General features: G+C 75.1%; 17 protein-coding genes. 5 read left to right on the top strand and 12 right to left on the bottom strand.

Annotated features, from left to right (window positions below):
* Positions 1-76: 76 nt before the first annotated feature.
* On the bottom strand, positions 77-1,876 hold the full coding sequence (gene glmS, locus ACGBYP_RS05970) for a glutamine--fructose-6-phosphate transaminase (isomerizing) (RefSeq protein WP_411582358.1): 1,800 nt from the start codon (positions 1,874-1,876) through the stop codon (positions 77-79).
* A 449-nt stretch (positions 1,877-2,325) separates the two neighbouring features.
* On the opposite strand from glmS, the gene ACGBYP_RS05975 reads away from it, so the two are divergent.
* On the top strand, positions 2,326-2,823 hold the full coding sequence (locus ACGBYP_RS05975; RefSeq protein WP_411582359.1) for an ANTAR domain-containing response regulator: 498 nt from the start codon (positions 2,326-2,328) through the stop codon (positions 2,821-2,823).
* Between the two features lie 6 nt (positions 2,824-2,829).
* On the opposite strand, the gene mnmA is transcribed toward ACGBYP_RS05975, so the two are convergent.
* The 9 genes from mnmA to ACGBYP_RS06020 all read right to left on the bottom strand — a co-directional run bounded on the left by mnmA (position 2,830) and on the right by ACGBYP_RS06020 (position 13,110).
* Positions 2,830-3,903, bottom strand: a complete 1,074-nt coding sequence (gene mnmA, locus ACGBYP_RS05980; RefSeq protein WP_411582360.1) for a tRNA 2-thiouridine(34) synthase MnmA — start codon at positions 3,901-3,903, stop codon at positions 2,830-2,832.
* A complete protein-coding gene (locus ACGBYP_RS05985) occupies positions 3,900-5,084 on the bottom strand; it encodes a cysteine desulfurase family protein (RefSeq protein WP_411582361.1) in 1,185 nt (394 codons plus the stop codon). The genes mnmA and ACGBYP_RS05985 overlap by 4 nt, the downstream gene beginning before the upstream one ends.
* A gap of 44 nt (positions 5,085-5,128) precedes the next feature.
* Positions 5,129-6,112, bottom strand: a complete 984-nt coding sequence (locus ACGBYP_RS05990; RefSeq protein WP_411582362.1) for an electron transfer flavoprotein subunit alpha/FixB family protein — start codon at positions 6,110-6,112, stop codon at positions 5,129-5,131.
* On the bottom strand, positions 6,099-6,860 hold the full coding sequence (locus ACGBYP_RS05995; protein ID WP_411582363.1) for an electron transfer flavoprotein subunit beta/FixA family protein: 762 nt from the start codon (positions 6,858-6,860) through the stop codon (positions 6,099-6,101). The genes ACGBYP_RS05990 and ACGBYP_RS05995 overlap by 14 nt, the downstream gene beginning before the upstream one ends.
* Before the next feature lie 69 nt (positions 6,861-6,929).
* Complete coding sequence (locus ACGBYP_RS06000; RefSeq protein ID WP_411582364.1) at positions 6,930-8,048, bottom strand: PLP-dependent cysteine synthase family protein; 1,119 nt, start codon at positions 8,046-8,048, stop codon at positions 6,930-6,932.
* A gap of 23 nt (positions 8,049-8,071) precedes the next feature.
* Positions 8,072-8,857, bottom strand: a complete 786-nt coding sequence (locus ACGBYP_RS06005) for an enoyl-CoA hydratase/isomerase family protein (protein WP_411582365.1) — start codon at positions 8,855-8,857, stop codon at positions 8,072-8,074.
* Between the two features lie 39 nt (positions 8,858-8,896).
* The gene (locus ACGBYP_RS06010; protein WP_411582366.1) at positions 8,897-10,462 is read right to left on the bottom strand and encodes a glycosyltransferase family 39 protein; all 1,566 of its coding nucleotides are present in this window, start codon (positions 10,460-10,462) and stop codon (positions 8,897-8,899) included.
* A gap of 169 nt (positions 10,463-10,631) precedes the next feature.
* Entirely contained in the window at positions 10,632-12,347 is a 1,716-nt protein-coding gene (locus tag ACGBYP_RS06015) for a hypothetical protein (RefSeq protein WP_411582367.1), read from the bottom strand.
* The gene (locus ACGBYP_RS06020; RefSeq protein ID WP_411582368.1) at positions 12,310-13,110 is read right to left on the bottom strand and encodes an ABC transporter ATP-binding protein; all 801 of its coding nucleotides are present in this window, start codon (positions 13,108-13,110) and stop codon (positions 12,310-12,312) included. Before ACGBYP_RS06020 ends, ACGBYP_RS06015 begins: the two co-directional genes overlap by 38 nt.
* Before the next feature lie 62 nt (positions 13,111-13,172).
* On the opposite strand from ACGBYP_RS06020, the gene glgX reads away from it, so the two are divergent.
* Entirely contained in the window at positions 13,173-15,332 is a 2,160-nt protein-coding gene (gene glgX, locus ACGBYP_RS06025) for a glycogen debranching protein GlgX (RefSeq protein ID WP_411582369.1), read from the top strand.
* Positions 15,333-15,537: 205 nt separating this feature from the next.
* Here the strand turns inward: glgX and ACGBYP_RS06030 are convergent, their stop codons facing one another.
* Both ACGBYP_RS06030 and glgP read right to left on the bottom strand, forming a co-directional pair.
* Positions 15,538-16,500: an FHA domain-containing protein gene (locus tag ACGBYP_RS06030; RefSeq protein WP_411582370.1), complete on the bottom strand. Its 963-nt coding sequence runs from the start codon at positions 16,498-16,500 to the stop codon at positions 15,538-15,540.
* Between the two features lie 234 nt (positions 16,501-16,734).
* On the bottom strand, positions 16,735-19,278 hold the full coding sequence (glgP, locus tag ACGBYP_RS06035; RefSeq protein WP_411582371.1) for an alpha-glucan family phosphorylase: 2,544 nt from the start codon (positions 19,276-19,278) through the stop codon (positions 16,735-16,737).
* Between the two features lie 145 nt (positions 19,279-19,423).
* Here glgP and ACGBYP_RS06040 point away from each other — a divergent pair, with 145 nt between their 5' ends.
* The 3 genes from ACGBYP_RS06040 (at position 19,424) to ACGBYP_RS06050 (ending at position 24,789) form a co-directional block, all read left to right on the top strand.
* Entirely contained in the window at positions 19,424-21,454 is a 2,031-nt protein-coding gene (locus ACGBYP_RS06040; protein WP_411582372.1) for an alpha-1,4-glucan--maltose-1-phosphate maltosyltransferase, read from the top strand.
* A gap of 105 nt (positions 21,455-21,559) precedes the next feature.
* Entirely contained in the window at positions 21,560-23,425 is a 1,866-nt protein-coding gene (treS, locus tag ACGBYP_RS06045; protein WP_411582373.1) for a maltose alpha-D-glucosyltransferase, read from the top strand.
* Positions 23,425-24,789, top strand: coding sequence for a maltokinase N-terminal cap-like domain-containing protein (locus tag ACGBYP_RS06050; RefSeq protein WP_411582374.1), 1,365 nt, complete (start codon positions 23,425-23,427; stop codon positions 24,787-24,789). The genes treS and ACGBYP_RS06050 overlap by 1 nt, the downstream gene beginning before the upstream one ends.
* Positions 24,790-24,974: the final 185 nt, after the last annotated feature.

A 24,974-nucleotide genomic window follows, 5' to 3' on the forward strand; every position in this document is an offset into this window, starting at 1 on the left:
GCCCGCGCCCGTCCCCCGCCGGGCGCCCCACCCCCGGCCCGCCCCGTCCCGGAGCCGGTGGTGGGGCGCCCCGGCGTCAGAGCACGGTCACCGACTTGGCGAGGTTGCGCGGCTTGTCGGCGTCCCGTCCCAGCACGACGGCGACACAGCGGGCGAGGTGCTGGAGGGCGACGACGGACTCCAGCGGTCCCCAGGCCGACGGGGGCCCGGAGAGGACCGGGAAGGTGTCGGTGCCGCCGGAGCCGATCCGGATCACCCGGGCCCCGCGGGCGGCGAGCTCGGCGGCCGCGCCGGCCAGCCGGGCGGGGTCCCCGCTCTCGAGCAGGAGGACCGGTGTGCCCTGCTCGATGAGCGCGATCGGGCCGTGCTTGAACTCCCCGGCCGGGAGCGCCTCGGCGTTGCGGTAGGTGATCTCCTTGAGCTTGAGCGCGCCCTCAGCGGCGTAGGGCAGCCCGGCGCCGCGGGAGACGAAGAAGAACGACTGCGCCTCGGCCAGCTCCTCGGCGAGGGCCACCGCGACCGGGAACGACGTCGTGTGCGCGGCCGCCAGCCGGCCGGGCAGCGACCCGAGCCGCAGTCCGTGCTGGGCCACGGCCTGGCGGCTCAGTGCCCCGGTGGCCGCAGCGTGCGCGATCGCCAGCGCAGCCCCGGCGACCACCTGGGTGGTGAACGTCTTGGTCGCCGCCACCCCGATCTCGGGACCGGCGCCGGTCTCCAGAACCGCGTCGCTGCGGCGGGCGAGGGAGGAGTGCGGACGGTTCGTGATGGCCAGCACCGGCCCCCGGACGTCCTCGAGGGCGTGCAGGACGTCGGACGTCTCCCCGGACTGCGAGATCGCGACCGTGAGCACGCCGTCCGCGCCCCCGGGGACGACCAGCTCGTCGTGCTCGGAGGCGACGACGACCTCGGCGGGGACCCCACCCAGCACCCCGAAGGCGCGGGCCACCGCCTCGGCCGCGTGCCGGGAGCTGCCGCAGGCGAGGAACCGCAGCCGCTCCGGCGCGGCGAGCCCGGTCCGGGACCACAGCCGGCCGTCGGCGACCTCGGGCAGCAGTCGCTCGAGCAGCCGGCCCACCACCGCCGGCTGCTCGGCGATCTCCTTCTCCATGAAGTCGTCGTAGGCGCCGCGCTCGACGTCGTCGGCCGCCCAGTGCAGGCGGACGCTCTCCCGGTGCGGCACCGCAGCGCCGGTGGCGTCCAACCAGGTGACCTCGTCGCCGAGGACGACCACGTCGCCGTCCTGCAGGACGCTCACCGAGCCGACCGTGCCCACCAGCGCGGTGACGTCGCTGGCGGCCACGTGCCCCTCGGGACCGGAGCCGACCACGAGCGGCGAGCGGTGCGAGGCGAGGACGACGTCCCGGGAGGTGGCAGCCGTGACCGCCAGCGCCCAGGTGCCCCGCAACCGGCGGGTCGCGGCGAGGGTGGCGGCCGCCAGCGACCCGGTGCCGGCGTAGTGCTCCTCCACCAGGTGGGCGACCACCTCGCTGTCGACGTCGGAGGTGAACAGGTGCCCGCGCCCCCGCAGCTCGGCCACCAGTTCATCGGCGTTGTCGATGATCCCGTTGTGGACCACCGCGATCGCGCCCTGGCAGTCCCGGTGCGGGTGGGCGTTGGTCTCCGAGACGCTGCCGTGGGTCGCCCACCGCGTGTGCCCGATGCCCAGGCACGACCCGGCCGGCGGGGCCAGGGCGGCGAGGCGCTCCTGCAGCGAGGCGACCCGCCCCACGGCGCGGACGACGGTCAGCCCCTCCTGGCCCAGCCCGGTCACGGCGATGCCGGCCGAGTCGTACCCGCGGTACTCGAGGCGGGAGAGGGCCCCCGCCAGGAACTCAGCGGCCCGTTCCCGGCCGCGGCACGCGACGATCCCACACACTTCTACCTCCGGCGATGAGCCCGGCAGGACGGCCCGTCGGAGGACGGCCGCGCCGGGGAGGGGACGTGCGGCGCTCGGGCGCCGCGGAGGGACACCGCACGGCACCTCGCGTCGCGGACGGCGCGGTGGGCGTCGACGGGGACGGCGACGCCGCGTGCGGGGGCAGGGCGAGGGACCGCCCGGTGGACGGTCACAGCGGGTGACGTCCGGCGGGCGTGCGCGGTTCTGCGCTGCTGCTCGTCTGCTCGAGCGTCCGCCGGGGACACCGCCGGTCAGCGGGGCGTTCCTCGACCGACGGCAACGTAGCACCGCTGCGACCCAGGCGACAGAGCCGAACTGGTTCCGCTTTCGAGTAGCCGGGCGATCACGGAGAGACAAGGAACGCGGGCAAGCCGATGAGGGCGATCCGCGACCTGCAACGCAGCGTGACAGTGCGGCACAGTGCCGCCATGGGTGACACAGACCGCACCGACCTGGCTGCCCGGCTCCGGCTCGTCGACTCCCTGCTCACCGCGGCCACGGACATGATGTCCTCGCTCCAGCGCGTGCTCGCCGAGGTCCACAACGAGCTGGGCCCGGCCCGCCGCGAGGAGGAGGAGCGTCCCCGCGACGCGGAGATCGCCGAGCTCCGGCGCGAGGTGTGCCAGCTGCGCGAGGGGATGGCCTCCCGCGCGGTGATCGAGCGGGCGAAGGGCGTCCTGATGCGCGGGCACGGCGTCGGCGAGGCCGAGGCCTTCGCGCTGCTCTCCGACCTGTCACAGCGCTCGCACCGCAAGGTCCGGGACGTCGCCGCCGACCTGCTCGACGGCGCCTCGGGCCTGCCCCCGGTCGCAGCCCGGCCCACCTCCGTCCCGGCCGGGCGGCCACCGGACGGCGCGGGCGGGGACGCCGCGGGGCGGGCCCTGGTCACCGCGGCCAACGGCGCGGAGCCGGCGGGCCGCTCCTGACCCCGGTCAGGCGGTGGCGCCGACCGCGGCCTGGCCGAGCACGCGGTCGCCGCGCAGCGCGTCCGGGGCGTAGAGCACCGCGGACTGCCCCGGGGCCACCCCGCGCTGGCGCTCGTCCAGCGTGATCCGCAGCCCCCCGTCCTCGGCCGCGGACACCTCGCACGGCACCGGGGCGCCGTGCGCGCGCACCTGCACCTGCGCCCGGAAGGGCAGCTCGGGCACCGGCCCGGTCCAGGTGGGCCGGGCGGTCAGCACCTCGCCGACCTCGGCCTGCTCGGCGGTGCCGATGGTCACGGTGCGGCTCACCGGCTCGATGCCGAGGACGAACCGCGGCCGCTGGTCGCCGGCGGTGACGCCCAGCCCGCGGCGCTGGCCGATCGTGAAGCCGTACGCGCCGGCGTGGGTACCGACCGTCGCGCCGGTCGCGGCGTCGACCACCGGGCCGGGCTGCTCGCCCAGCCGCCGGGTCAGGAAGCCACGGGTGTCGCCGTCGGAGATGAAGCAGATGTCGTGCGAGTCGGGCTTGGTGGCCACCGCGTAGCCGCGCTCGGCGGCGATCTCGCGCACCCGGTCCTTGGTCATCTCCCCCAGCGGGAAGACCGCGTGGGCCAGCTGCTCGGGCGTCAGCACCCCCAGCACGTAGGACTGGTCCTTGGCCGCGTCGACCGAGCGCCGCAGCTCCCCGTCGACCAGCCGGGCGTGGTGGCCGGTGACGACCGCGTCGAAGCCCAGCGCCCGCGCCCGGTCCAGCACGGCGGAGAACTTGATCTTCTCGTTGCAGCGCAGGCAGGGGTTGGGCGTGCGGCCGGCGGCGTACTCGGCCACGAAGTCCTCGACCACGTCCTCGCGGAACCGGTCGGCGAGGTCCCAGACGTAGAACGGGATGCCCAGCTCGTCGGCCACCCGGCGGGCGTCGTGGGAGTCCTCGACGCTGCAGCACCCCCGCGAGCCGCTGCGCAGCTGCTGGCGGTCCGGGGACAGCGCCAGGTGCACCCCGGTGACGTCGTGCCCGGCCTCGACGGCCAGCGCGGCGGCGACCGCGGAGTCCACTCCCCCGCTCATCGCGGCGACCACCCTCATCGGGCACCCGCCCGGCGGGCGCGCTCGACGACGGGTCCGATCACCGCGAGCACCGCGTCGACGTCGGCCTCGGTCGAGGTGTGGCCCAGGCTCATCCGCAGCGAGCTGCGGGCGCGGGCCGGGTCGGCGCCGGTGGCCAGCAGCACGTGGCTGGGCCGGGCGACGCCGGCGCTGCACGCCGAGCCGGTCGAGCACTCGATGCCGCGGGCGTCGAGCAGCATCAGCAGCGCGTCACCCTCGGCGCCGGGGAAGGACAGGTGCGCGTTGCCCGGCAGCCGGCCGGGCCCGCCGGCCACGACGTCGTCCAGGGCGGGGCCGTTGAGCTGGACGTCGGGCACCTCGGCCAGGACGCCGGCCACCAGCCGGTCGCGCAGCGCGGTGATCCGCGCCGTGCGCTCGACCCGGTCGTCGACCGCCGCCCGGGCGGCCGCGGCCAGCCCGACGATCGCGGCGACGTCGAGGGTGCCGGAGCGGACGTCGCGCTCCTGACCGCCGCCGTGCAGCAGCGGGGTGCACTCGACGTCGCGGCGCAGCAGCAGCGCGCCGGCGCCCATCGGGCCGCCCAGCTTGTGCCCGGTCAGGGTGAGCGCGTCGACGCCGCTGGCGGCGAAGTCCACCGCGAGCTGGCCGACCGCCTGCACCGCGTCGGTGTGCAGCGGTACGCCCACCTCGTGCGCGACCACGGCGAGCGCGGCCACGTCGCTGACCGCGCCGATCTCGTTGTTGGCCCACATCACGCTGGCCACCGCCACGTCGGCGCCGTCGCCGAGGGCGTCGGCCAGCGCCTCAGGGGTGACCCGGCCGGTCGGGCCGACCGGCAGCCAGGTCACCTCGGCGCCGGCGTGCGCCTCCAGCCACTCGACGCTGTCGAGGACCGCGTGGTGCTCGGCCGGGCTGGCCACGATCCGGCGGCGCCGGTCGTCGGCGGCCCGGCGTGCCCAGTACAGGCCCTTGACGGCGAGGTTGTCGCCCTCGGTGCCGCCCGCGGTGAACAGCACCTCCGAGGGCCGGGCGCCGAGCGCGGCCGCGAGCTGCTCGCGGGACTGCTCGGCGACCCGCCGCGCCTGACGGCCGCTGGCGTGCAGCGAGGAGGCGTTGCCCACCCGGGCCAGCTGCTCGGTCATCGCCGCCAGGGCGACGGGGAGCATCGGCGTGGTGGCCGCGTGGTCGAGGTAGGTCATGGCCCGACCAGCGTAGGCGCCGCCCTCGGCGACGCGGGCGCCGATCAGGCCCTGCGGGCGGTGATCTGCGCCGTGAGCTCGGGCACCACCGTGGCCACGTCGCCCACGACGCCGAAGTCGGCCAGGGCGAACACCGGGGCGTCGGGGTCGGAGTTGACGGCGACGACGGTGTGCGCCGACCGCACCCCCGACCAGTGCTGGGCCGCGCCGGAGATCCCGACGGCGACGTAGAGCCGCGGCGTCACCCGGGTCCCCGACTGCCCGACCAGCGCCGACGGCGGGCAGAACCCGGCGTCCACGGCCGCCCGGGAGGCGCCGATCGCGGCGCCGAGGGCGTCGGCCAGCTCCTCGACCGCGGCGAACTCCGCCGCACCGGCGACCCCGCGCCCGACGGCCACGACGACCGGGGCCTCCGCGAGCGCCGGCCGCCCGCCCGGGGGCTCGACGACCCGCTTCGTGACCCTGGCCTCGCGCGCCCCCGAGAGCTCGACCGGCACGTGCTCGACCACGGCCGGGACCGGCGCGGGCACCGGGGTCAGCGAGCCCGCGCGCCAGGCGAGCACCGGCGTCCCGGTGGTGACCCGCGCCTGCACGACCGTCGTCCCGCCGAGGGCGGACCGGGTGGCCGTGCCATCGGCGGCCAGGCCGACGACGTCGGTGAGGAAGCCGCTGCCGGTGCGCACCGCCAGCCGGGCGGCGACCTCCCGGCCCTCCGCGCCGGCCGGGACGACCACCGCGGCCGGGGACCGGTCGGCGACCAGCCGGGCCAGGACGCCGACCCGCGGGCCCACCAGGTGCGCGTCGAGTGCGGGCGACTCCCCGGCCAGCACCCGCCGGGCGCCGTACCGGGCCAGCCGCTCGGCGACGGCGGCGGCGGTGCCCGGGGCGCCCAGGACGACCGCGACCGGCTCGCCGAGCACCCGGACGGCGGTCAGCGCCTCCAGCGTCGCCCGGGTCGGCTCCCCGTCCCCCGTGAGCCCGGCCAGGACCAGGACCTCCGGCACCCCGGCCGCCTCAGACGAGGGCACGGTCGGCCAGGAAGCGGACGAGCTCGGCGGTGTCGCCGGTGCGCCCCGTGGTGCGGTCCGGGCGGCCGGCGGAGACGACCCGGCTGGTCGCGGCGGCCAGGCCGACGGTCGCCGGGTCGACGTCCAGGTCGGTCAGCGTCCAGGTGGTGAGCGGCTTCGCCTGCGCGGCGCGGATGCCGGCCACCGACCGCCGCCGGGGCACCGACGGCAGCGCCCAGGTCGACACCACCGCCGGCAGGTCGGCCGCGAGCTCCCACCAGCCGTCCTCGGTCGCCCGCTCCCCCGTCACCGTCGTCCCGGTGACGGCGAGGGTCCGCAGGCCGGACAGGTGCGGCACGCCCAGCCGCTCGCCCAGCAGCGCCGCCATCACCCCGAGTGCGCCGTCGGCCGACGCCGCCCCGCACAGCACCAGGTCGAAGCCCACCCGGCGCAGAGCCGCGGCCAGGACGGCGCTGGTCTGCGGGGCGCAGGCGCCGTGCAGCGCCGGGTCGCTGACGTGCACGGCGCGGTCCGCCCCGGTGGCCAGCGCGTGCCGCAGGGCGGCGGTCGCCGGCGGGGGCCCGACGGTCAGCGCGGTGACCGTGCCTCCGGAGGCCTCGCGCAGGGCCAGCGCCGCCTCGAGGGCGTGCAGGTCGAGCGGGTCGACCACGGCGTCGGCGGTGTCGCGCACGAGGGTGCCGTCGGCGGGGTCCAGCCGGCGCTCGGCCGTCGGGTCGGGGACCTGCTTGACCAGCACGACGAGGTGCATCGGCGGACCTCCAGGCGGCTCGTCGGTCGGGGCTCACCACCGAGGCTACGCACGCCGGGGCGACGGGCGTCACACTCCGTCGGCGATCCACTCCCCGGTGCGCGCGAAGTGCTCGAGGACGGCGGTGTGCGGCGCCAGGTCCATCCCCTGGGCGGCCACCCAGGCGTCGTCGTAGTAGGTGCGGGCGTAGCGCTCCCCGCCGTCGCACAGCAGCGTGACCACGCTGCCGGTGCGCCCCGCCGCCACCATCTCGGCGACCAGCCGGAAGGCACCCCACAGGTTCGTGCCGGTCGAGCCGCCGGCCCGCCGTCCGGTGACCCGCTCCAGGTGCCGCATCGCCGCGAGCGAGGCCGCGTCGGGCACGCAGATCATCCGGTCGACGATCGTCGGCACGAACGACGGCTCGACCCGCGGGCGGCCGATGCCCTCGATCCGCGACCCGGAGCCGGTGGTGGCCGGGTCGGCGTCCCGCCAGCCGGGGAAGAAGGCCGACGCCTCCGGGTCGACGACGGCCAGCCGGGTGGGCAGCCGCCGGTAGCGCACGTAGCGGCCGATGGTGGCGCTGGTGCCCCCGGTGCCGGCGCCCACGACGACCCACTCCGGCACCGGGTGCCGCTCGCGGCCCATCTGCTCGAAGACCGACTCGGCGATGTTGTTGTTGCCGCGCCAGTCGGTGGCCCGCTCGGCGTTGGTGAACTGGTCGAGGTAGTGCCCGCCGGTGTCGGCGGCGATCCGGCGCGCCTCGTCGTAGACGGTGCCGGCGTCGCGCACCAGGTGGCAGCGGCCGCCGTGGAACTCGATCAGCGCGATCTTCTCCGGGCTCGTCGTGGCCGGCATGACCGCGACGAAGGGCAGCCCGAGCATCCGGGCGAAGTAGGCCTCGCTGACCGCGGTCGAGCCGCTGGAGGCCTCGACGACGGTGCTCCCCTCGTGCAGCTGGCCGGAGCACAGCGCGTAGAGGAACAGCGAGCGGGCCAGCCGGTGCTTCAGGCTGCCGGTCGGGTGGGTCGACTCGTCCTTGAGGTAGAGGTCCACACCCCACTCCGGGGGCAGCGGGTGGACCAGCAGGTGGGTGTCGGCCGACCGGTGCGCGTCGGCCTCGACCAGCGACACCGCCCGCTCCACCCACGCCCGGCCGCCCGGGTCGGAGCGGTCGACGTCGGAGGGGGTCGGCGGTGCGGCGGTCACCCAGGCATGGTCCCCCAGCGGGGTCAGCGGCCGGTGAAGGTGGCCCGGCCGGGGCCCCCGGTCAGGAACGAGGCCATGCCGGCGCGCTGGTCCTCGGTGCCGAACAGCCCGGCGAACAGCCGGGCCTCCAGCGCCAGCCCGGTGTCCAGGTCGCCGTCGAGGCCCTCGTCGATCGCCCGCTTGGCCGCGGCCAGCGCCAGCGGCGGGCCAGCGGCGAACTTGCGGGCCATGGCGACCGCGGTCGGGTACACCTCGTCGTCGGGGACGACGGCGTCGGCCAGGCCCATCTCCAGCGCCTCCACCGCCCCCACCTGCCGGCCGGTGAACACGAGGTCCTTGGCCTTCGCCGGGCCGACCAGCCGGGCCAGCCGCTGGGTGCCCCCGGCGCCGGGGATGACGCCCAGCAGGACCTCCGGCTGCCCCACCCGCGCGCCGGCGCCCAGCACGCGGAAGTCCGCGCACAGCGCCAGCTCGTAGCCGCCGCCCAGGGCGTAGCCGGTGACCGCGGCGATCACCGGCTTGGGCAGCCGGGCGACGGTGGTGAAGGAGGTGGTGAGCTCGGTGCCCCACGCGGCCACCTGCCCGGCGTCCAGCTGCGCCATCGCGGCGATGTCGGCACCGGCGGCGAAGACGCGCTCCCCGCCGTAGAGGACGACGGCCCGCACGTCGGCGCGCTCGCCGGCCTCCTGCGCGGCGGCGCGCAGCTCCCGGTGCAGCTGCTCGTCGATCGCGTTGACCTTCGGCCGGTCCAGCCGGATGGTGCCGACGCCGTCGGCGACCGACAGGGTGACGAACTCGGGAGCTGCCATGCCCAGCACCCTAGGACCCGCCGGGCGCGGGCACCCGGCTCAGGGGGCGGCCGGCACCGGGGCGGCGAAGCGCTCCAGCCGCATGACCTCGCCGGCGCCGCGGCGGGGCTCGAGCAGCTCCCGCGCGGGGCCGCGCAGCTGCTCGAGCGACTCCCCCACCGCCGCGCACGCCTCGTCCGAGGGCACCCGGTAGTCGCGGCTGGTGACCAGCCAGACCGAGCCGTCGCCGGCGCGGGCCGACAGCTGCGCGGCCACCGACACCGGGTCGGCGGACTCGTTGCGCTCGGAGTAGTCGGTCCAGTCGACGCGGTCGGCCGGCCGCAGGTCCGGGTAGACCACGAGGTCCAGCCCGGCCGGGGCGAGCCGGCTCACCGAGGGGCCGAGCTGGTCGGGGCAGAAGACGACGGTGTCACCGGGGGCGGCGTCCTGCAGCGCCTCGGCCACCTGGCCGGCCTGGGTCCGGTCCCTGCCGGCCGACGAGGCCGCCAGGCCCAGTCCGACGACGACGCAGCCGACGAGCAGGACGGCCGCGGTGCGGCGGCTGGGCAGCCCGACGATGCCGACGGCGACCAGCGCGAGGAAGGCCGGCAGCGCGACGCTGGTGTAGCGGCCGGAGACCGCGCTGGAGGTCAGCAGGCTGGCGACCCCGGCCACGACCAGCGTGCCCAGCGAGAGCGCCACCAGCTGCCAGCGCCCCCGGCCGCGGGACAGCCGCAGCCGGACGCCGCCGGCGAACGGCTGGGTCACCACGGCGAGCACGGCCAGGACGACGAACGTGTAGCCGAGCAGCTGCGGCAGGACCGCTGGCCCGCCGCGCCAGGCGTCCAGCGCCGTGGTGATCGAGCCGAGCCCACCGACGGCGGCCCACGGTGTCCCGGTGTGCGCGAGCTGGAAGCGCAGCGTGGGCACCCAGGGCAGGAACAGCACCCCGGCGAGCACGAACCCGGCCAGCACGCGCACCGCGGCGGCCCGGTCCCACCGCAGGGCGGCCAGCGCGACCAGGCCCGCGGCGACCAGCAGGTAGACCGCCCAGTAGTGGGTCAGCAGCAGCGCGGCCGAGGACACCCCGACCGCCACGACCGGCAGCGGGCCGGGCCGGCGCACCGCCCAGGTGACCGCCGCCGCCGCGAGCAGGGCCAGCAGCACGAGCAGCGAGTACATCCGGGTCTCGCTGGAGTAGCGGATCGCGAACGGCGAGCTGGCCAGCAGCAGGGTGAAGGCCAGCGCGACCCGGGGGCCACCGAGCCGGCGGCCCAGCACCCAGGCCAGCGGCAGCGCCAGCACGCCGAAGAGCCCGGACAGCGCGCGCACCGAGCCGGCGCTCTCGCCGAACAGCCCGATCCAGCCGTGCAGCAGCAGGTAGTACAGCGGCGGCGAGCCGTCCTGCCGGAGCCCGGTGAACAGGCCGTCGAGGTCGGAGCGGGCGATGGCCACGCTCTGCGCCTCGTCCAGCCACAGGGCCTCGGGGGCGACGAAGCGCAGCACCGTGCCGGCCAGCACGGCCAGGACGGCGGCGACCACGGTCCCGCGACCACCCCAGCCGGTGCCCTCGGACGTCCCGGCGTCCGGCTCCCGGTCCGCGGCGGTCGCCCCCGCACCGGTCACGACGTCCGGGGAGGCGCTCGGCGACTCGGACAGGGGTTCCTCCAGGCAGACGTGCCGGCCCCGGGGACGGGGCGGGCGGTGGAACGGCCCGGACCACGCCGCCCGGGGACGGGCGGTGTGTCGGACCCGGGCCGGTCGGTTCCAGCCCCGAGCAGTGTGCCGCGCGGAGCTACTCGCCCGGGGCGGCGCGCAGCCGCCACACCGTGGCGTACCCCGACGTCCCGGAGACGGCCACCTCCTCGTAACCGGCCCGGAGGTCGGCGAGCACCCGCGACGTCCGGTCGTCCGATCGTACCCAGTCCGCGGCCCGGTCCAGGCCCACCACGACGACGTAGTCGAGGTCACGTCCGGCGGCGGGCAGGTCGACGGTGGGCGGGATGCGCTCGATCCCCTCGCGTTCGGGGTCGATCGCGGCCCGGATCCCGGGCTCGGGGGTGAAGCGGACCTGGAAGTAGGGGAAGGCCGCCTCGTAGTGCCCGACGTCGACACCACCGACCTCGACCGCCAGCCGGCTCGAGACGTGCCGCAGCGTGTCGGGCTCGCGCTCCAGCGGGGCGATCGCCGCCTCGTGCCCGTCGAAGCGCAGCACCAGGAAGGTCGAGCCGGCCGGGATGTCGGCGGCCACCGAGAGCAGCTCCTCGGCGGCGCGCTCGTCCTGCAGCTGGGTGGGCAGCCGCACGAGCGCGGCCGCCGTCGCGGCCAGCACCAGCGCCCCGGCCACGAGCCGGTGCGTGCCCGCCCGGCGGGGCAGCCGGGTGGCGCAGAACAGCAGCAGCACCAGCGGCGGGAACCAGGCCAGCCGGTCGGGCAGGAAGCCGTACTCCTGGCCCAGCCGCGACGGGGTGAGCAGCACCGCCAGCGCGGCCAGCGCCGTGGACAGCCCCAGCACGGCGCGGTCGGCCCGGGCGAGCGCGGCGTCGGTGCCGTCGGCACGCGGGGCACCGCCGCGGCGCACCGCGACGACGAGCAGCGCGATCAGCGTGCCGGCGACCAGCAGCGCCGCCGGCAGCTCCCACCAGCTGCCGACGACCAGCGGCCGGTACATCGACAGCAGCCAGCCGACCCGCACCAGTGACGGCCCCCCGACCACCTCGCCGTGCTCCCCTCCTCCGGTCACCACGTACCAGCCGGTGAGCAGCACGGTCGGGGTGACGGCCAGCGCCGGGCCGGCGACGTGACGGCGCAGCGCCGGGCCCCGGCCCAGCGCGCCGCGGGTGGCCAGCAGCCTGCCGACCGCCAGCGCGCCGACCACCCCGACCGCGGCGACCTCCGGCATCAGGTGCGCCGACCAGGTGAGCAGCAGCAACAGCGCGAGCCCGACGGTGCGTAGCGCCGTCCACCCCTCGCGCGCCCGCAGCGCCACGCCCATCGCCACCAGCGACAGGGCCACGCCCCAGACGAAGTTGTAGAAGCCGTAGGCGACCAGGTGGCTGCCGGCGAACGGCAACGCGGCCACGGCGAGCCAGCCGGCCCGCCGGTCGACCCCGCGCAGCGCGTACCGGAGGCCGGCGACCAGCGCCAGGACGAAGCCCGCGACCACCACCTTCTCCGCCCAGTCCGGCCCCAGCAGCGGCAGCAGCGCCGCGAGCAGCCCGGTGGTGAGCAGGTTCGGGACCGGGCTCAGGTCGACCAGGTAGTGCTCGCGCAGCGCGTCGCCCACCACGCCGGGGTCGCCGTGGTGCAGCAGCACCCACGCGCTGTCGACGTGCGCCGGCCCGTCCTGGGTGAGCACGAGGTCGAGCAGCAGCAGCGGCGCCAGCTGCACGGCCAGGCCGACGGCGAGCAGGACGGCGGCCCAGCCGGGCCGGCCCGTCCGGCGCGCCGGTGCCGCGGTGGACCCGACCGGGTCAGGCAGCGCGCCGGGCGCTGTAGCGGCCACGCTCACGCTGGACCTCCAGCCGGATGCCGAACGCGTCCGACAGCAGCGGCGCGGTGAGCACCTCCTCGATCGGGCCGGCCGAGACCACCTCGCCGGCCCGCAGCAGCAGCCCGTGGGTGCAGCCCGGCGGGACCTCCTCGACGTGGTGGGTGACCAGCACCTGGGCCGGGGCGTACGGGTCGCGCGCCAGGTCCGACAGCCGGGCGACGAGGTCCTCGCGGCCGCCGAGGTCGAGCCCCGCGCCGGGCTCGTCGAGCAGCAGCAGCTCCGGGTCGGTCATCAGCGCCCGGGCGATCTGGGTGCGCTTGCGCTCGCCCTCCGACAGCGTGCCGAAGGGCCGGTGCGCCATCCGCGCCACGCCCCACTGCTGCATTAGCAGCGCGGCGCGGGTCAGGTCGTGGACGTCGTAGCGCTCCCGCCACCGGCCGACGACGGCGTACCCGGCGCTGACCACGACGTCGCCGACCCGCTCGCCGGGGTCGATCCGCTGGGCCAGCGCCGCGCTGGTGAGCCCGATGCGCGGCCGCAGCTCGAAGACGTCGACCGAGCCCAGCGTCTCGCCGAGGATCGTCACCTCCCCGGCGCTGGGGTGCAGCTGCGCGCCGGCCAGTTGCAGCAGCGTGGTCTTCCCGGCGCCGTTGGGGCCCAGGAGGACCCACCGTTCGTCGGGCCGGACGGTCCAGTCGACCCCGCGCAACAGGTGCGCGGTGCCCCGGACGACGTCCACACCCCGGATCTCGACGACCGGCTCAGTCCACACGCCACCCATCCAACCAACCCGCCGGACGGGACGGGCGGCCGGTGGTGGGCGAGTCGGGCACCATGCTCGGGGTGACCGCATCGACGACCGGCCGACAGGTGGAGGTGTGGCCCGGGGTCCCGGCGCCACTGGGCGCCCACTGGGACGGCACGGGGACCAACTTCGCGCTCTGGTCGGCCGGCGGGACCGCCGTCGACCTGTGCCTGTTCGACCCCGACGGGACCGAGCACCGCCAGCGGCTGCAGGAGACCACGCACCAGGTCTGGCACGGCCGGGTGCCCGGCGTCGGGCCCGGTCAGCGCTACGGCTACCGGGTGCACGGGCACTTCGACCCGGCCGTCGGCGCCCGCTACAACCCGGCCAAGCTGCTGCTGGACCCCTACACCCGCGCCGTCGACGGCGAGCTGCGCCTGGACGAGGCGCTGTTCGGGTTCGACCGGCGCGACCCGGGCCAGCCGGATCCCACCGACTCCGCGCCGTTCGTCCCGCGCGGGGTGGTCGTGCACGACTCCTTCCCCTGGGACGGCGACCAGCTGCTGCGCACCCCGTGGTCGGACACGGTGGTCTACGAGGTGCACGTCAAGGGCGCCACGATGACCCACCCCGACGTCCCGCCGGCGCTGCGCGGCACCTACGCGGGGCTCGCGCACCCGGCGTTCGTCGAGCACCTCGTCTCGCTGGGCGTCACCGCGGTCGAGCTGCTGCCGGTGCACCACTTCGTCAGCGAGCCGCACCTGCTGCGCCGCGGGCTGACCAACTACTGGGGCTACAACACCCTCGGCTACTTCGCCCCGCACGCCGCCTACAGCTCGGTGGGCTCCGGGGGCGGGCAGGTGACCGAGTTCAAGGCGATGGTCAAGGCGCTGCACGCCGCGGGCATCGAGGTGATCCTCGACGTGGTCTACAACCACACCGCCGAGGGCGACCACACCGGCCCCACCCTGTCGTTCCGGGGCCTGGACAACGGCGGCTACTACCGGCTCAACGGCGAGGACCCCTCCCGATACACCGACTACACCGGCTGCGGGAACACCCTCGACGTCCGCCGTCCGCCGGTGCTCGCGCTGCTGATGGACTCGCTGCGCTACTGGGTCACCGAGATGCACGTCGACGGGTTCCGCTTCGACCTGGCCTCGGCCCTGGCCCGCTCGATGCACGACGTCGACCGGCTGTCGGCCTTCTTCGACGTCGTCCACCAGGACCCGGTGGTCAGCACGGTGAAGCTGATCGCCGAACCCTGGGACGTCGGCGAGGGCGGCTACCAGGTGGGCAACTTCCCGCCGCCGTGGACCGAGTGGAACGGCAAGTACCGCGACACCGTCCGCGACGTGTGGTCGGGCGCGAAGGTCGGCGTGCGCGACCTGGCCTACCGGCTCACCGGGTCCTCCGACCTCTACCGCTCCGACGGCCGCCGTCCCTTCGCCTCGGTCAACTTCGTCACTGCGCACGACGGCTTCCCGATGGCCGACCTGGTCACCTACCAGGAGAAGCACAACGAGGCCAACGGCGAGGACAACCGGGACGGCGAGAGCCACAACCGCAACTGGAACTGCGGCGTCGAGGGGCCCAGCGACGACCCGGCGGTCGTGGAGCTGCGCGCCCGGCAGGTGCGCAACCACCTGGCCACGCTGCTGCTGTCCACCGGCGTGCCGATGCTGACCGCCGGCGACGAGCTCGGCCGCACCCAGGGCGGCAACAACAACGCCTACTGCCAGGACAACGAGGTCTCCTGGCTGGACTGGGCCGCGATCGACGCCGACCTGTGGAGCTTCGTCTCCCACGCGGTCGGGCTGCGCCGCAACTCCCCCGTCCTGCGCCAGGAGGCGTTCTTCGAGGGCAGCGAGGTCCCCGGCTCCGGCGGCACCCGCGACCTGGCCTGGTTCGCACCGGGCGGCGAGCAGCTGACCAGCAGCGACTGGTTCGACAACGAGCTGCAGACGGTCGGCATGTACCTCGACGGCCGCGGGCTGCGGCTGCGCGACCAGCGGGGGCGGCCGGTCGTCGACGACTCGTGGCTGATCTGGCTGCACGCCGGCGCCGACCCGGTCGACGTCGTCCTGCCCGGCGCGCCCTGGGGCGACGGGTACGAGCTGGCGCTGGCCACCGAGTACGCCACCGGCCTCCCTCCGCGCCCGACCGCCCTGCCCCCGGGCCCGACCCAGCTGCCCGGCCGGTCGGTGTGGGCGCTGCGGGTGCTGAGGACGCCGGAGCCGGTCCCCCACGCCGAGTAGACCGCCGGGACAGCACGACGCCCCCGTTCCCAGGGCGGGAACGGGGGCGCGTCACGTCGTGACCAGGTGACCCCTGGGGATCGTGAGGAGTGGGGCCCGGAGGGTCCCGGGACCGAGCGACTCAGCGGCTCACGGCTGCCGGGGACGGCTCCTGGCCGCGGTGCGGCCCGTCAGGGTCGCCGTGTGATCGTCGCCGTCCCATCCCCTACTCCGGGGTCTGCTCGAAGGTGATGACGGTCCAGCCGAGCAGCAGCCGGTCGCCGTCGGTCAGCGGGTGCGGCACGCCCGGCTCGAGCTGGGTCCACTCGGTGGCCTCGGGGCCGGCGACGTGGGTGCCGTTGAGCGAGCCCAGGTCGGTGAGCGAGACCTCGCGGCCGGCCCGCTGGATGGCGGCGTGCGCGGAGGACAGCACGTTCTGGGTGTCGGCGATCGGGACCGGGCGGGCGTTGCCGCTGGTCACCAGGTCGTGGCCGTCGGGACGGCGGCCGAGCACGAGGTCCTCGTCGACGGTGACGACCATGCCGTCGTCGAAGCGCAGCACCGGCGCGGCCGGCGGCTCGGGGCGCCAGAACGCGGTCTGCTCGCCACCGGGGGCCTGGCCGGGGGCGCGGCTGGAGCTGCCGAACCCGGCGTCGGAGCCGGCGGTGAAGGACTCGCCGCTGGGCAGCGGGCCGGCCGGCGGCGCGACGACCGCGGACGACGCGGCGGCGGCGAGCTGCAGCAGCGCACCGGAGCCGGGCACGGTGCCCTCGACGAGGTCGAGGGCGACGCCCGGCGGCATGGCCGCGGCGGGCTGGCCGGGGCCGACGTAGAGCGTCTGGCCGAGGGAGAAGCCGGTGGCGAGGGTGCAGCCGTCGACCGAGGAGCCGGAGACCGGGACGCCGTCGACGGCCGGCTGGCCCTTGCCCGACCACAGCGCGACGGCGGCGCCGGTGCCGCCGGTGGTGTCGGCGAGCACCAGGGCGAAGGACGCCGGGCCGTCGGCGAGCCGGGACACCTGCCCGGCGACGGCGGCCAGCACCCGGTCGGCGCCGGGACCCGCCACGCCCAGGCAGGCGTGCAGGGCGGCGACCAGCGCCGGCGACCCCGGGGCGTCGACCCACAGCAGGCCACCGCCACGGCGGGCGACGACAGAGTCTCCGGGGAGCACCTCACAGCGGTCGGGCATGACGGCCAGCCTAATGAGCGCGGACCCGATCCTGCGCCCGCGCGTCGGCGTGCCACGCCGGTACCTGGGCCAGTTGCGCACGACCTGTACCAGCGGTCACACCCGTCACAGCAAAAACCACACGGAGCGCTGTCGGACCAGCACTGCTGGTCACGAGCGGCTCCATCTGTCCATCTCGGCTTCTCGCCGGGCCCCAGCGCGAGCTCGCGAGTGGTGGGGCGAGGGGGTCCTTCGTCAGGCGGTGACCACCACGCCCAGTTCGGCCGGGACGGCGAGGTGCTCGTTGCGGGGCAGCACCCGCACCGTGTACCCGAACGGCCCGGTCCGGGTCAGCGGGACCGTGCCGGTGAACCAGTGCCGCGACCCGTCGCCGCCGTCGTGCTGCAGCGGCACGGTGGTGACCGCGTGCAGCCGGTCGGCGTCGTCCACCCGCCCGTAGGCCGCCTCGACCAGGACGTCGGCCGGGTTGAGCCCGGGCAGGTCGACCTCGGCGCGCAGGCCGATGCCGCCACCGATCTCCGGGGTCTCCCCCACGCCGGTGGCCTCCACGTGCCCGACCCGCACCCCCGGCCAGTGCTCCAGCAGCCGCGAGCGCCACACGGCGAGCTCGCGGGCGGCGGCGTACCCGTCGGCGGCCATCACGCGGGCGGCACCGGCCGCCGGGACGTACAGCGTGCGGACGTAGTCGCGGACCATCCGGGTGGCCAGCACCTTCGGCCCGGTCTCGCGCAGCGTCGTCCGGATCATCTCCACCCAGCGGGGCGGGACGCCGTCCGGGCCGGCCTCGTAGAAGCGGGGCACGACCTGGCGGGCCAGCAGCTCGTAGATCGCCTGCGCCTCCACCTCGTCGCGGCGGTCGGGGTCGGCCACGCCGTCGGCGGTGGGGATGGCCCAGCCGTTCTGGCCGTCGAACCACTCGTCCCACCAGCCGTCGCGGATGGAGAGGTTGAGCCCGCCGTTGAGCGCGGACTTCATCCCCGACGTGCCGCAGGCCTCCAGCGGCCGCAGCGGGTTGTTCAGCCAGACGTCGCAGCCCCAGTACAGGTGCCGGGCCATGCCGATGTCGTAGTCGGGCAGGAAGGCGATCCGGTGCCGGACCTCGGGGTCGTCGGCGAAGCGCACCATCTGCTGGATCAGCTGCTTGCCGCCGTCGTCGGCCGGGTGGCTCTTGCCGGCGATCACCAGCTGCAGCGGCCGCTCGTCGTCCAGCAGGAGGGCGCGCAGCCGCGCCGGGTCGCGCAGCATGAGGGTCAGCCGCTTGTAGGAGGGCACCCGGCGGGCGAAGCCGACGGTCAGCACGTCGGGGTCGAAGACGGTCTCGGTCCAGCCCAGCTCGGCCTCGGTCGCGCCCCGGGAGACGGCGGTGGCGCGCACCCGGCGGCGCACCTCCTCGACCAGCCGCGCGCGCAGCAGCCGGCGGGTGCCCCAGAGGACCTCGGCCGGGATCCGGTCGACGCCGCCGAAGTGCGCCGGCCCGGGCCGCCCGTCGTCGCCGTCGCCGGTCTGGGTGCCCAGCTCCACGAGCTCGCGGGCGGTCCAGGTCGGGGCGTGCACCCCGTTGGTGATCGAGCCGATCGGGACGTCGTCGGGGTCGAAGCCGGGCCACAGGTCACCGAACATCCCCCGGCTCACGTGCCCGTGCAGCCGGCTGACGCCGTTGGCCCGCTGCCCCAGGCGCAGGCCCATGTGCGCCATGTTGAAGGTGTTCGGGTCCCGCTCGGCGCCCAGCGGGAGCAGCTGGTCGACCGGGACGCCGAAGCCGGCGAAGTACCGCTCGATCAGCGCGCGCGGGAACCGGTCGATGCCGGCGGGCACCGGCGTGTGCGTGGTGAACACGGTCCCGGCGCGGACGGCCTGCAGCGCCTCGGCGAAGGTCAGCCCGTGCGACTCGGTGAGCTCGCGGATCCGCTCCACGCCCTGGAAGCCGGCGTGGCCCTCGTTGGCGTGGAACACCTCCGGCGCGGGGGCGCCGGTCAGCGAGCAGTACGCGCGCACCGCGCGCACCCCGCCGATGCCCAGCAGCATCTCCTGCCGGAGCCGGTGGTCCTCGCCGCCGCCGTAGAGCCGGTCGGTGACCCCGCGCTCGGCCGGGGCGTTCTCCTCGATGTCGCTGTCCAGCAGCAGCAGCTGCACCCGGCCCACCTGCGCCCGCCAGACGTGCGCGGACAGCGTGCGCCCCTCGGGCAGTGGGACGCTGACGACCACCGCGTTGCGCTCGGCGTCGCGCACCAGCTTCAGCGGCAGCCCGTGCGGGTCCAGCGCCGGGTAGTGCTCCAGCTGCCACCCGTCGGCCGACAGCCCCTGGGAGAAGTAGCCGGCCCGGTAGAGCAGCCCGACCCCGATCAGCGGGACGCCGAGGTCCGAGGCGGCCTTGAGGTGGTCCCCGGCCAGGATGCCGAGCCCGCCGGAGTACTGGGGCAGCACCTCGGTGATGCCGAACTCCGCGGAGAAGTAGGCCACCGCGGCCGGCGCCTCCTCCCCCAGTGACTGGTACCACTGCGGGGAGTCCAGGTACGAGCGCAGGTCGGCGGTGACCGACCCCAGGCGCTGCAGGAACGCCGGGTCGTCGGCGAGGGCGGCCAGCCGCTCGGCGGAGACCTCGCCCAGCACCCGGACCGGGTCGCCGCCGCAGCTCTCCCACAGCTGCGGGTCCAGCGCCTCGAACAGGTCGCGGGTCTCGGCGTGCCAGGACCAGCGCAGGTTGGTGACCAGCTGCGAGAGCGGCAGCAGCGCGTCCGGGAGGGCCGCGCGGACGGTGAGACGGCGGAGGGCTCGCACGGGCGCGACCCTAGCCGCGCAGCCGCCCGCGTGGCGCACCGGGAGAGACGGCGGTCACACCTGCGGACCCACCGGCTCCCTCGCACTGTGGAGCCCGCCCGGCGCCGACGTGTGCGCCGGGCGTGATCTGGATAGCGTTGCGCCGATGACTGGCCGCGCTGACCTCCGCCTCGGCATCTCTGATGTCGCCCCCGTCGTGTCCTGCGGGTCGTTCTCGACCCGTGCCGTGGTCGGCGAGCACCTGCCGATCACCGCCACCGTGTTCCGCGAGGGCCATGACGCCGTCGCGGCCACCGTGGTCCTCACCCCGCCGGCCGAACCGGGGGCGTCCGCGACCCCGGTCCTCACCCGGATGGTCAGGTTCGGTCCCGAGCCCGACCGGTGGACGGCGACCGTCGTCCCCGACCGCGAGGGGCTGTGGACCTACCAGGTCGAGGCCTGGGACGACCCGCTGGGCACCTGGCTCCACGACGTCGAGGTCAAGGTCGAGGCGGGGCAGGGCCCCGAGGAGCTCGCCAACGACCTCGAGACCGGCGCCCGGCTGCTGGAGGAGGTCGCCGCCGCCGTCCCCGACGACCACGGGGGCGTCCTCGAGCACCGCGCCGACCTCACCGCCGCCGCGGCCGCGCTGCGCGACGGGTCGCTCGAGCTCACCGCCCGGATCGCCCCGGCGCTGTCGCCGGCGCTGCAGGGGGTGCTGTACGCCCACCCGGTGCGGCGCCTGGTCACCGGCTCGCAGGTGTACGAGCTGTGGGTCGACCGCCCGCGCGCGCTGTACGGCTCCTGGTACGAGTTCTTCCCCCGCTCCGAGGGCCCCGTCGTCGGCGGCACCCCCACCCACGGCACCTTCGCCCAGGCCGCCGAGCGGCTGCCGGCGATCGCCGACATGGGCTTCGACGTCGTCTACCTGCCGCCGATCCACCCGATCGGCCACACCAACCGCAAGGGCAAGAACAACACCCTGGTGGCGCACCCCGACGACGTCGGCTCGCCGTGGGCGATCGGCAGCGAGGACGGCGGGCACGACGCCGTCCACCCGCAGCTGGGCACGATGGAGGACTTCCGGGCCTTCGTCGAGCGGACGAAGGAGCTCGGGATGGAGGTGGCGCTGGACTTCGCGCTGCAGGCCACGCCCGACCACCCGTGGGTGGCCAGCCACCCGGAGTGGTTCACCACCAAGCCCGACGGCACGATCGCCTACGCGGAGAACCCGCCGAAGAAGTACCAGGACATCTACCCGATCAACTTCGACAACGACCCCGAGGGCATCTACGCCGAGTGCCTGCGGGTCATCCGGGTCTGGGTCGAGGCCGGTGTCCGCATCTTCCGCGTCGACAACCCGCACACCAAGCCGCTGAACTTCTGGCACTGGCTGATCTGGGAGGTCAAGAAGACCGACCCCGACGTGCTGTTCCTCGCCGAGGCCTTCACCCGGCCGGCGATGATGCACCAGCTGGCCCGGATCGGCTTCACCCAGAGCTACACGTACTTCACCTGGCGGACCGAGGCCTGGGAGCTGGCGGAGTACGGCCGGGAGCTGGCCGCCAACGCGCACTACATGCGGCCGAACTTCTTCGTCAACACCCCGGACATCCTGCACGAGACGCTGCAGGTCGGCGGCCCGCCGATGTTCAAGATCCGGGCCGTGCTGGCGGCGATGATGAGCCCCACGTGGGGCGTCTACTCAGGCTACGAGCTGTTCGAGCACGTCGGCCTGCGCCCGGGCAGCGAGGAGTACCTGGACACCGAGAAGTTCCAGCTGCGTCCCCGCGACTGGGCCGCCGCCGAGGCCTCCGGGCGCACGCTCGCGCCCTACCTGCGCCGGCTCAACGAGGTCCGCCGCGCCCACCCGGCGCTGCAGCAGCTGCGCACGCTGCGCTTCCACCCGGTCGACAACCCGAACCTGCTGGTGTTCTCCAAGACCGACCCGGCCTCGGACGACGCCGTCCTGGTGGTGGTGTCGCTCAACAGCACCTACACCCAGATCGGCACCACGGCCCTGGACATGCCGGCGCTGGGCCTGGACTGGTCGGACCGGTTCGCCGTCACCGACGAGATCACCGGCGCCCACTACGACTGGGGCCAGAACAACTACGTGGAGCTGGACCCCTACCGGGAGCCGGCGCACGTCTTCACGGTGCACCGCAGCCTGCCCACCCCCGTCCCGCCGCAGTGACCCGCTGACACACTCCCGTCCTCACGCGACGGCGCCGGCCCAGTCGCCGGCCGGCGCCGTCGCCGCACCGATCCGCTTCCCCCGCAACGAACGAGGACCGAGTTCATGAGCCTCCCCGTCCCAGCACAGTCGACCCCCGGCGCGGGCGAGCAGTCGACCCTGCCCGCCCCGGGCACCGACCCCGAGTGGTTCAAGCGCGCCGTCTTCTACGAGGTGCTGGTCCGCGGCTTCGCCGACAGCAACGCCGACGGCATCGGTGACCTGCGCGGCATGATCGGCAAGCTCGACTACCTGCAGTGGCTCGGCGTCGACTGCCTGTGGCTCCCGCCGTTCTTCGCCTCGCCGCTGCGCGACGGCGGCTACGACGTCAGCGACTACACCGCGGTCCTGCCCGAGTTCGGCGACATCGAGGACTTCAAGGAGCTCATCGCCGCGACCCACGCCCGCGGCATGCGCATGATCATCGACTTCGTCATGAACCACACCTCGGACCAGCACCCCTGGTTCCAGGCCAGCCGCAGCGACCCCGAGGGCCCCTACGGCGACTTCTACGTGTGGGCCGACGACGACACCAAGTACGCCGACGCGCGGATCATCTTCGTCGACACCGAGAGCTCGAACTGGACGTTCGACCCGGTGCGCAAGCAGTACTTCTGGCACCGGTTCTTCAGCCACCAGCCCGACCTGAACTTCGAGAACCCGAAGGTGCAGGAGGCGATCATCGACGCCCTGCGCTTCTGGCTGGACCTGGGCATCGACGGCTTCCGGCTCGACGCCGTCCCCTACCTGTTCGAGGAGGAGGGCACCAACGGCGAGAACCTGCCGCAGACCCACGCCTTCCTCAAGCACGTCCGCAAGGTCGTCGACGAGAACTACGCCGACAAGGTCATGCTCTGCGAGGCCAACCAGTGGCCGGCCGACGTCGTCGAGTACTTCGGCGAGAACGGCGACGAGTGCCAGATGGCCTTCCACTTCCCGGTGATGCCGCGGCTGTTCATGGCCGTGCGACGGGAGCAGCGGTTCCCCATCTCGGAGATCATGGCGCAGACGCCGGCCATCCCGGACAACTGCCAGTGGGGCATCTTCCTGCGCAACCACGACGAGCTGACCTTGGAGATGGTCACCGACGAGGAGCGCGACTACATGTGGGGCGAGTACGCCCAGGACCCCCGCATGAAGGCCAACATCGGCATCCGCCGCCGGCTCGCCCCGCTGCTGGACAACGACCTGGACACCCTGGAGCTGTTCACGGCGCTGCTGATGTCGCTGCCCGGCTCGCCGGTCATGTACTACGGCGACGAGATCGGCATGGGCGACAACATCTGGCTCGGTGACCGCGACGGCGTGCGCACCCCGATGCAGTGGACGCCCGACCGCAACGGCGGGTTCTCCACGGCCGACCCGCAGCGCATGCACCTGCCGTTGATCGCCGACCCGGTGTACGGCTACCAGGTCACCAACGTCGAGGGCCAGCTGCGCAACACCAACTCGCTGCTGCAGTGGACCCGCACGATGATCGCGGTGCGCAAGCAGCACCCGACCTTCGGTCTCGGGACCTACGCCGAGATCAGCTCGCGCAACCCCACGGTGCTGTCGTTCGTCCGCGAGTTCGGCGACGACGTGGTGCTGTGCGTCAACAACCTCTCGCGCTTCCCGCAGCCGGTCGAGCTGGACCTGCGCCGGTTCGAGGGCTACACGCCGGTCGAGCTGACCGGGCGCGTGCAGTTCCCGCAGATCGGGGTGCTGCCGTACATGCTCACCCTCAGCGGCCACGGCTTCTACTGGTTCGAGCTCTCCAAGCCCGCCACCCCGGCGGTCGAGGAGGACGAGGGCTGGGAGACCACGGTCAGCAGCAGCGTGGCGCAGTCCCTGCTCGACGCCGGCGTCGTCGGTGCGACCGACGCCCCCGCCGGCAGCGGGGGCCTCGGCGCCGAGGCCCCGACGACCACGACGAAGCACGGAGAAGCCTGATGAGCGCGCTCACCGACATCCTCGCCGACTGGATGCCCGGGCAACGGTGGTTCGCCAGCAAGGGCCGGGAGTGGGCCGGGGTGAGCGAGGAGGGCTTCTTCCTCGACCAGTCCGACCCCGCCCTGTCCGTGCACCGGGTGCGGGTCAGCTACACCGACGGCGTCACCGAGACCTACCTGGTGCCGCTGTCGTGGCGCAGCGCCCCGGCCGAGGAGCTCGCGTCGGCCCTGGTCGGCGCCGTCCCCGGCGCGTCGGGCTCCACCTACGCCTACGACGCGATGCGCGACCGCGACGCCACCGTGCCGTGGCTGACCCACCTGGTGGCCGCGTCCACCGTGGGGCCGATGCACTTCCACCCGGCCGGGGTCGCGCACATCCCCGAGGGGCTGCCCGGCGACATCATCTCCGGCGAGCAGAGCAACACCTCGCTGGTCTACGGCGAGTCCGCGATCCTCAAGCTGTTCCGCCGGCTCGAGCCCGGGCTCAACCCCGACGTCGAGATCCACGACGCGCTGCGGCAGGCCGACAACCAGCACATCGCCCCGCTGCTCGCGCACATCGAGATCGACGAGCCGGGCCAGGAGCCCTCCACCGTCGCGATGCTGCAGACGTTCGTGGCCAACGCCAGCGACGGGTGGCGGCTGGCCACCTCCAGCGTCCGCGACCTCTACGCCGAGGGCGACCTGCACGCCGACGAGGTGGGCGGTGACTTCGCCGGCGAGAGCGAGCGGCTCGGTGAGGCGACCGCCTCGGTGCACGCCGACCTCGCCCGGGTGCTGCCCACCGAGGAGGCCGGGCGCGACTGGTACACCGCGGTCTCCGAGCAGATGAACGCCCGGCTCGAGGCGGCGCTGGCCGTCGTCCCCGACCTCGCCGCGCACGCCGAGGGCCTGCGGGCGCTCTATGCCGCGGTCGCCGGCACCGACGAGCCCGTGGTCCGCCAGCGGGTCCACGGCGACCTGCACCTGGGCCAGGTGCTGCGCACGACCACCGGCTGGATCGTGCTCGACTTCGAGGGCGAGCCGGCCCGGCCGCTGGCCTCCCGCCGCGAGCTGGACACCCCGCTGCGCGACGTCGCCGGGATGCTCCGCTCCTTCGACTACGCCGCCCGGCACATGCTCGTCGAGCAGCCGGAGGACCAGCAGCGGGCCTACCGCGCGCAGGAGTGGGCCGAGCGCAACCGGCAGGCGTTCTGCGCCGGTTACTCGGCCGCCCACGGCGTCACCCTGTCCAGCGATTCCGCGCTGCTGCGCGCCTTCGAGGCGGACAAGGCCGTGTACGAGTGTGTGTACGAGGCGCGGAACAGGCCGAACTGGCTCATGATCCCGTTGAGCTCGCTGTCCCGGTTGACGTCCGGTGACTGAGGCAGGACCTGGCTGCCAGCGGCCGGACCGGACGACGCACGTGACACCCAGAGGTACCTGGAAGGACCACCGATGAGCATCGACGACGCGGGCCAGCCGCCGACCGAGACGAACGAGCAGCCGGCCGACAAGGCCGAGCTCACCCGCGCGGTCGAGGAGACCACCGAGGCGGTGCGGGCAGCCGC

Source organism: Modestobacter sp. SSW1-42, assembly GCF_046635825.1.
GTDB lineage: Bacteria > Actinomycetota > Actinomycetes > Mycobacteriales > Geodermatophilaceae > Modestobacter.

Excerpts from the sequence above, each read along its gene's own strand:
- ACGBYP_RS05985 (WP_411582361.1), bottom strand. The coding sequence starts at position 5,084 with ATGACCTACCTCGACCACGCGGCCACCACGCCGATGCTCCCCGTCGCC.
- mnmA (WP_411582360.1), bottom strand. The coding sequence starts at position 3,903 with ATGAGGGTGGTCGCCGCGATGAGCGGGGGAGTGGACTCCGCGGTCGCC.
- treS (WP_411582373.1), top strand. The coding sequence starts at position 21,560 with ATGAGCCTCCCCGTCCCAGCACAGTCGACCCCCGGCGCGGGCGAGCAG.
- ACGBYP_RS06005 (WP_411582365.1), bottom strand. The coding sequence starts at position 8,857 with ATGGCAGCTCCCGAGTTCGTCACCCTGTCGGTCGCCGACGGCGTCGGC.
- ACGBYP_RS06050 (WP_411582374.1), top strand. The coding sequence starts at position 23,425 with ATGAGCGCGCTCACCGACATCCTCGCCGACTGGATGCCCGGGCAACGG.
- ACGBYP_RS06020 (WP_411582368.1), bottom strand. The coding sequence starts at position 13,110 with ATGGGTGGCGTGTGGACTGAGCCGGTCGTCGAGATCCGGGGTGTGGAC.
- ACGBYP_RS06030 (WP_411582370.1), bottom strand. The coding sequence starts at position 16,500 with ATGCCCGACCGCTGTGAGGTGCTCCCCGGAGACTCTGTCGTCGCCCGC.
- ACGBYP_RS06040 (WP_411582372.1), top strand. The coding sequence starts at position 19,424 with ATGACTGGCCGCGCTGACCTCCGCCTCGGCATCTCTGATGTCGCCCCC.
- ACGBYP_RS05995 (WP_411582363.1), bottom strand. The coding sequence starts at position 6,860 with ATGCACCTCGTCGTGCTGGTCAAGCAGGTCCCCGACCCGACGGCCGAG.
- ACGBYP_RS05975 (WP_411582359.1), top strand. The coding sequence starts at position 2,326 with ATGGGTGACACAGACCGCACCGACCTGGCTGCCCGGCTCCGGCTCGTC.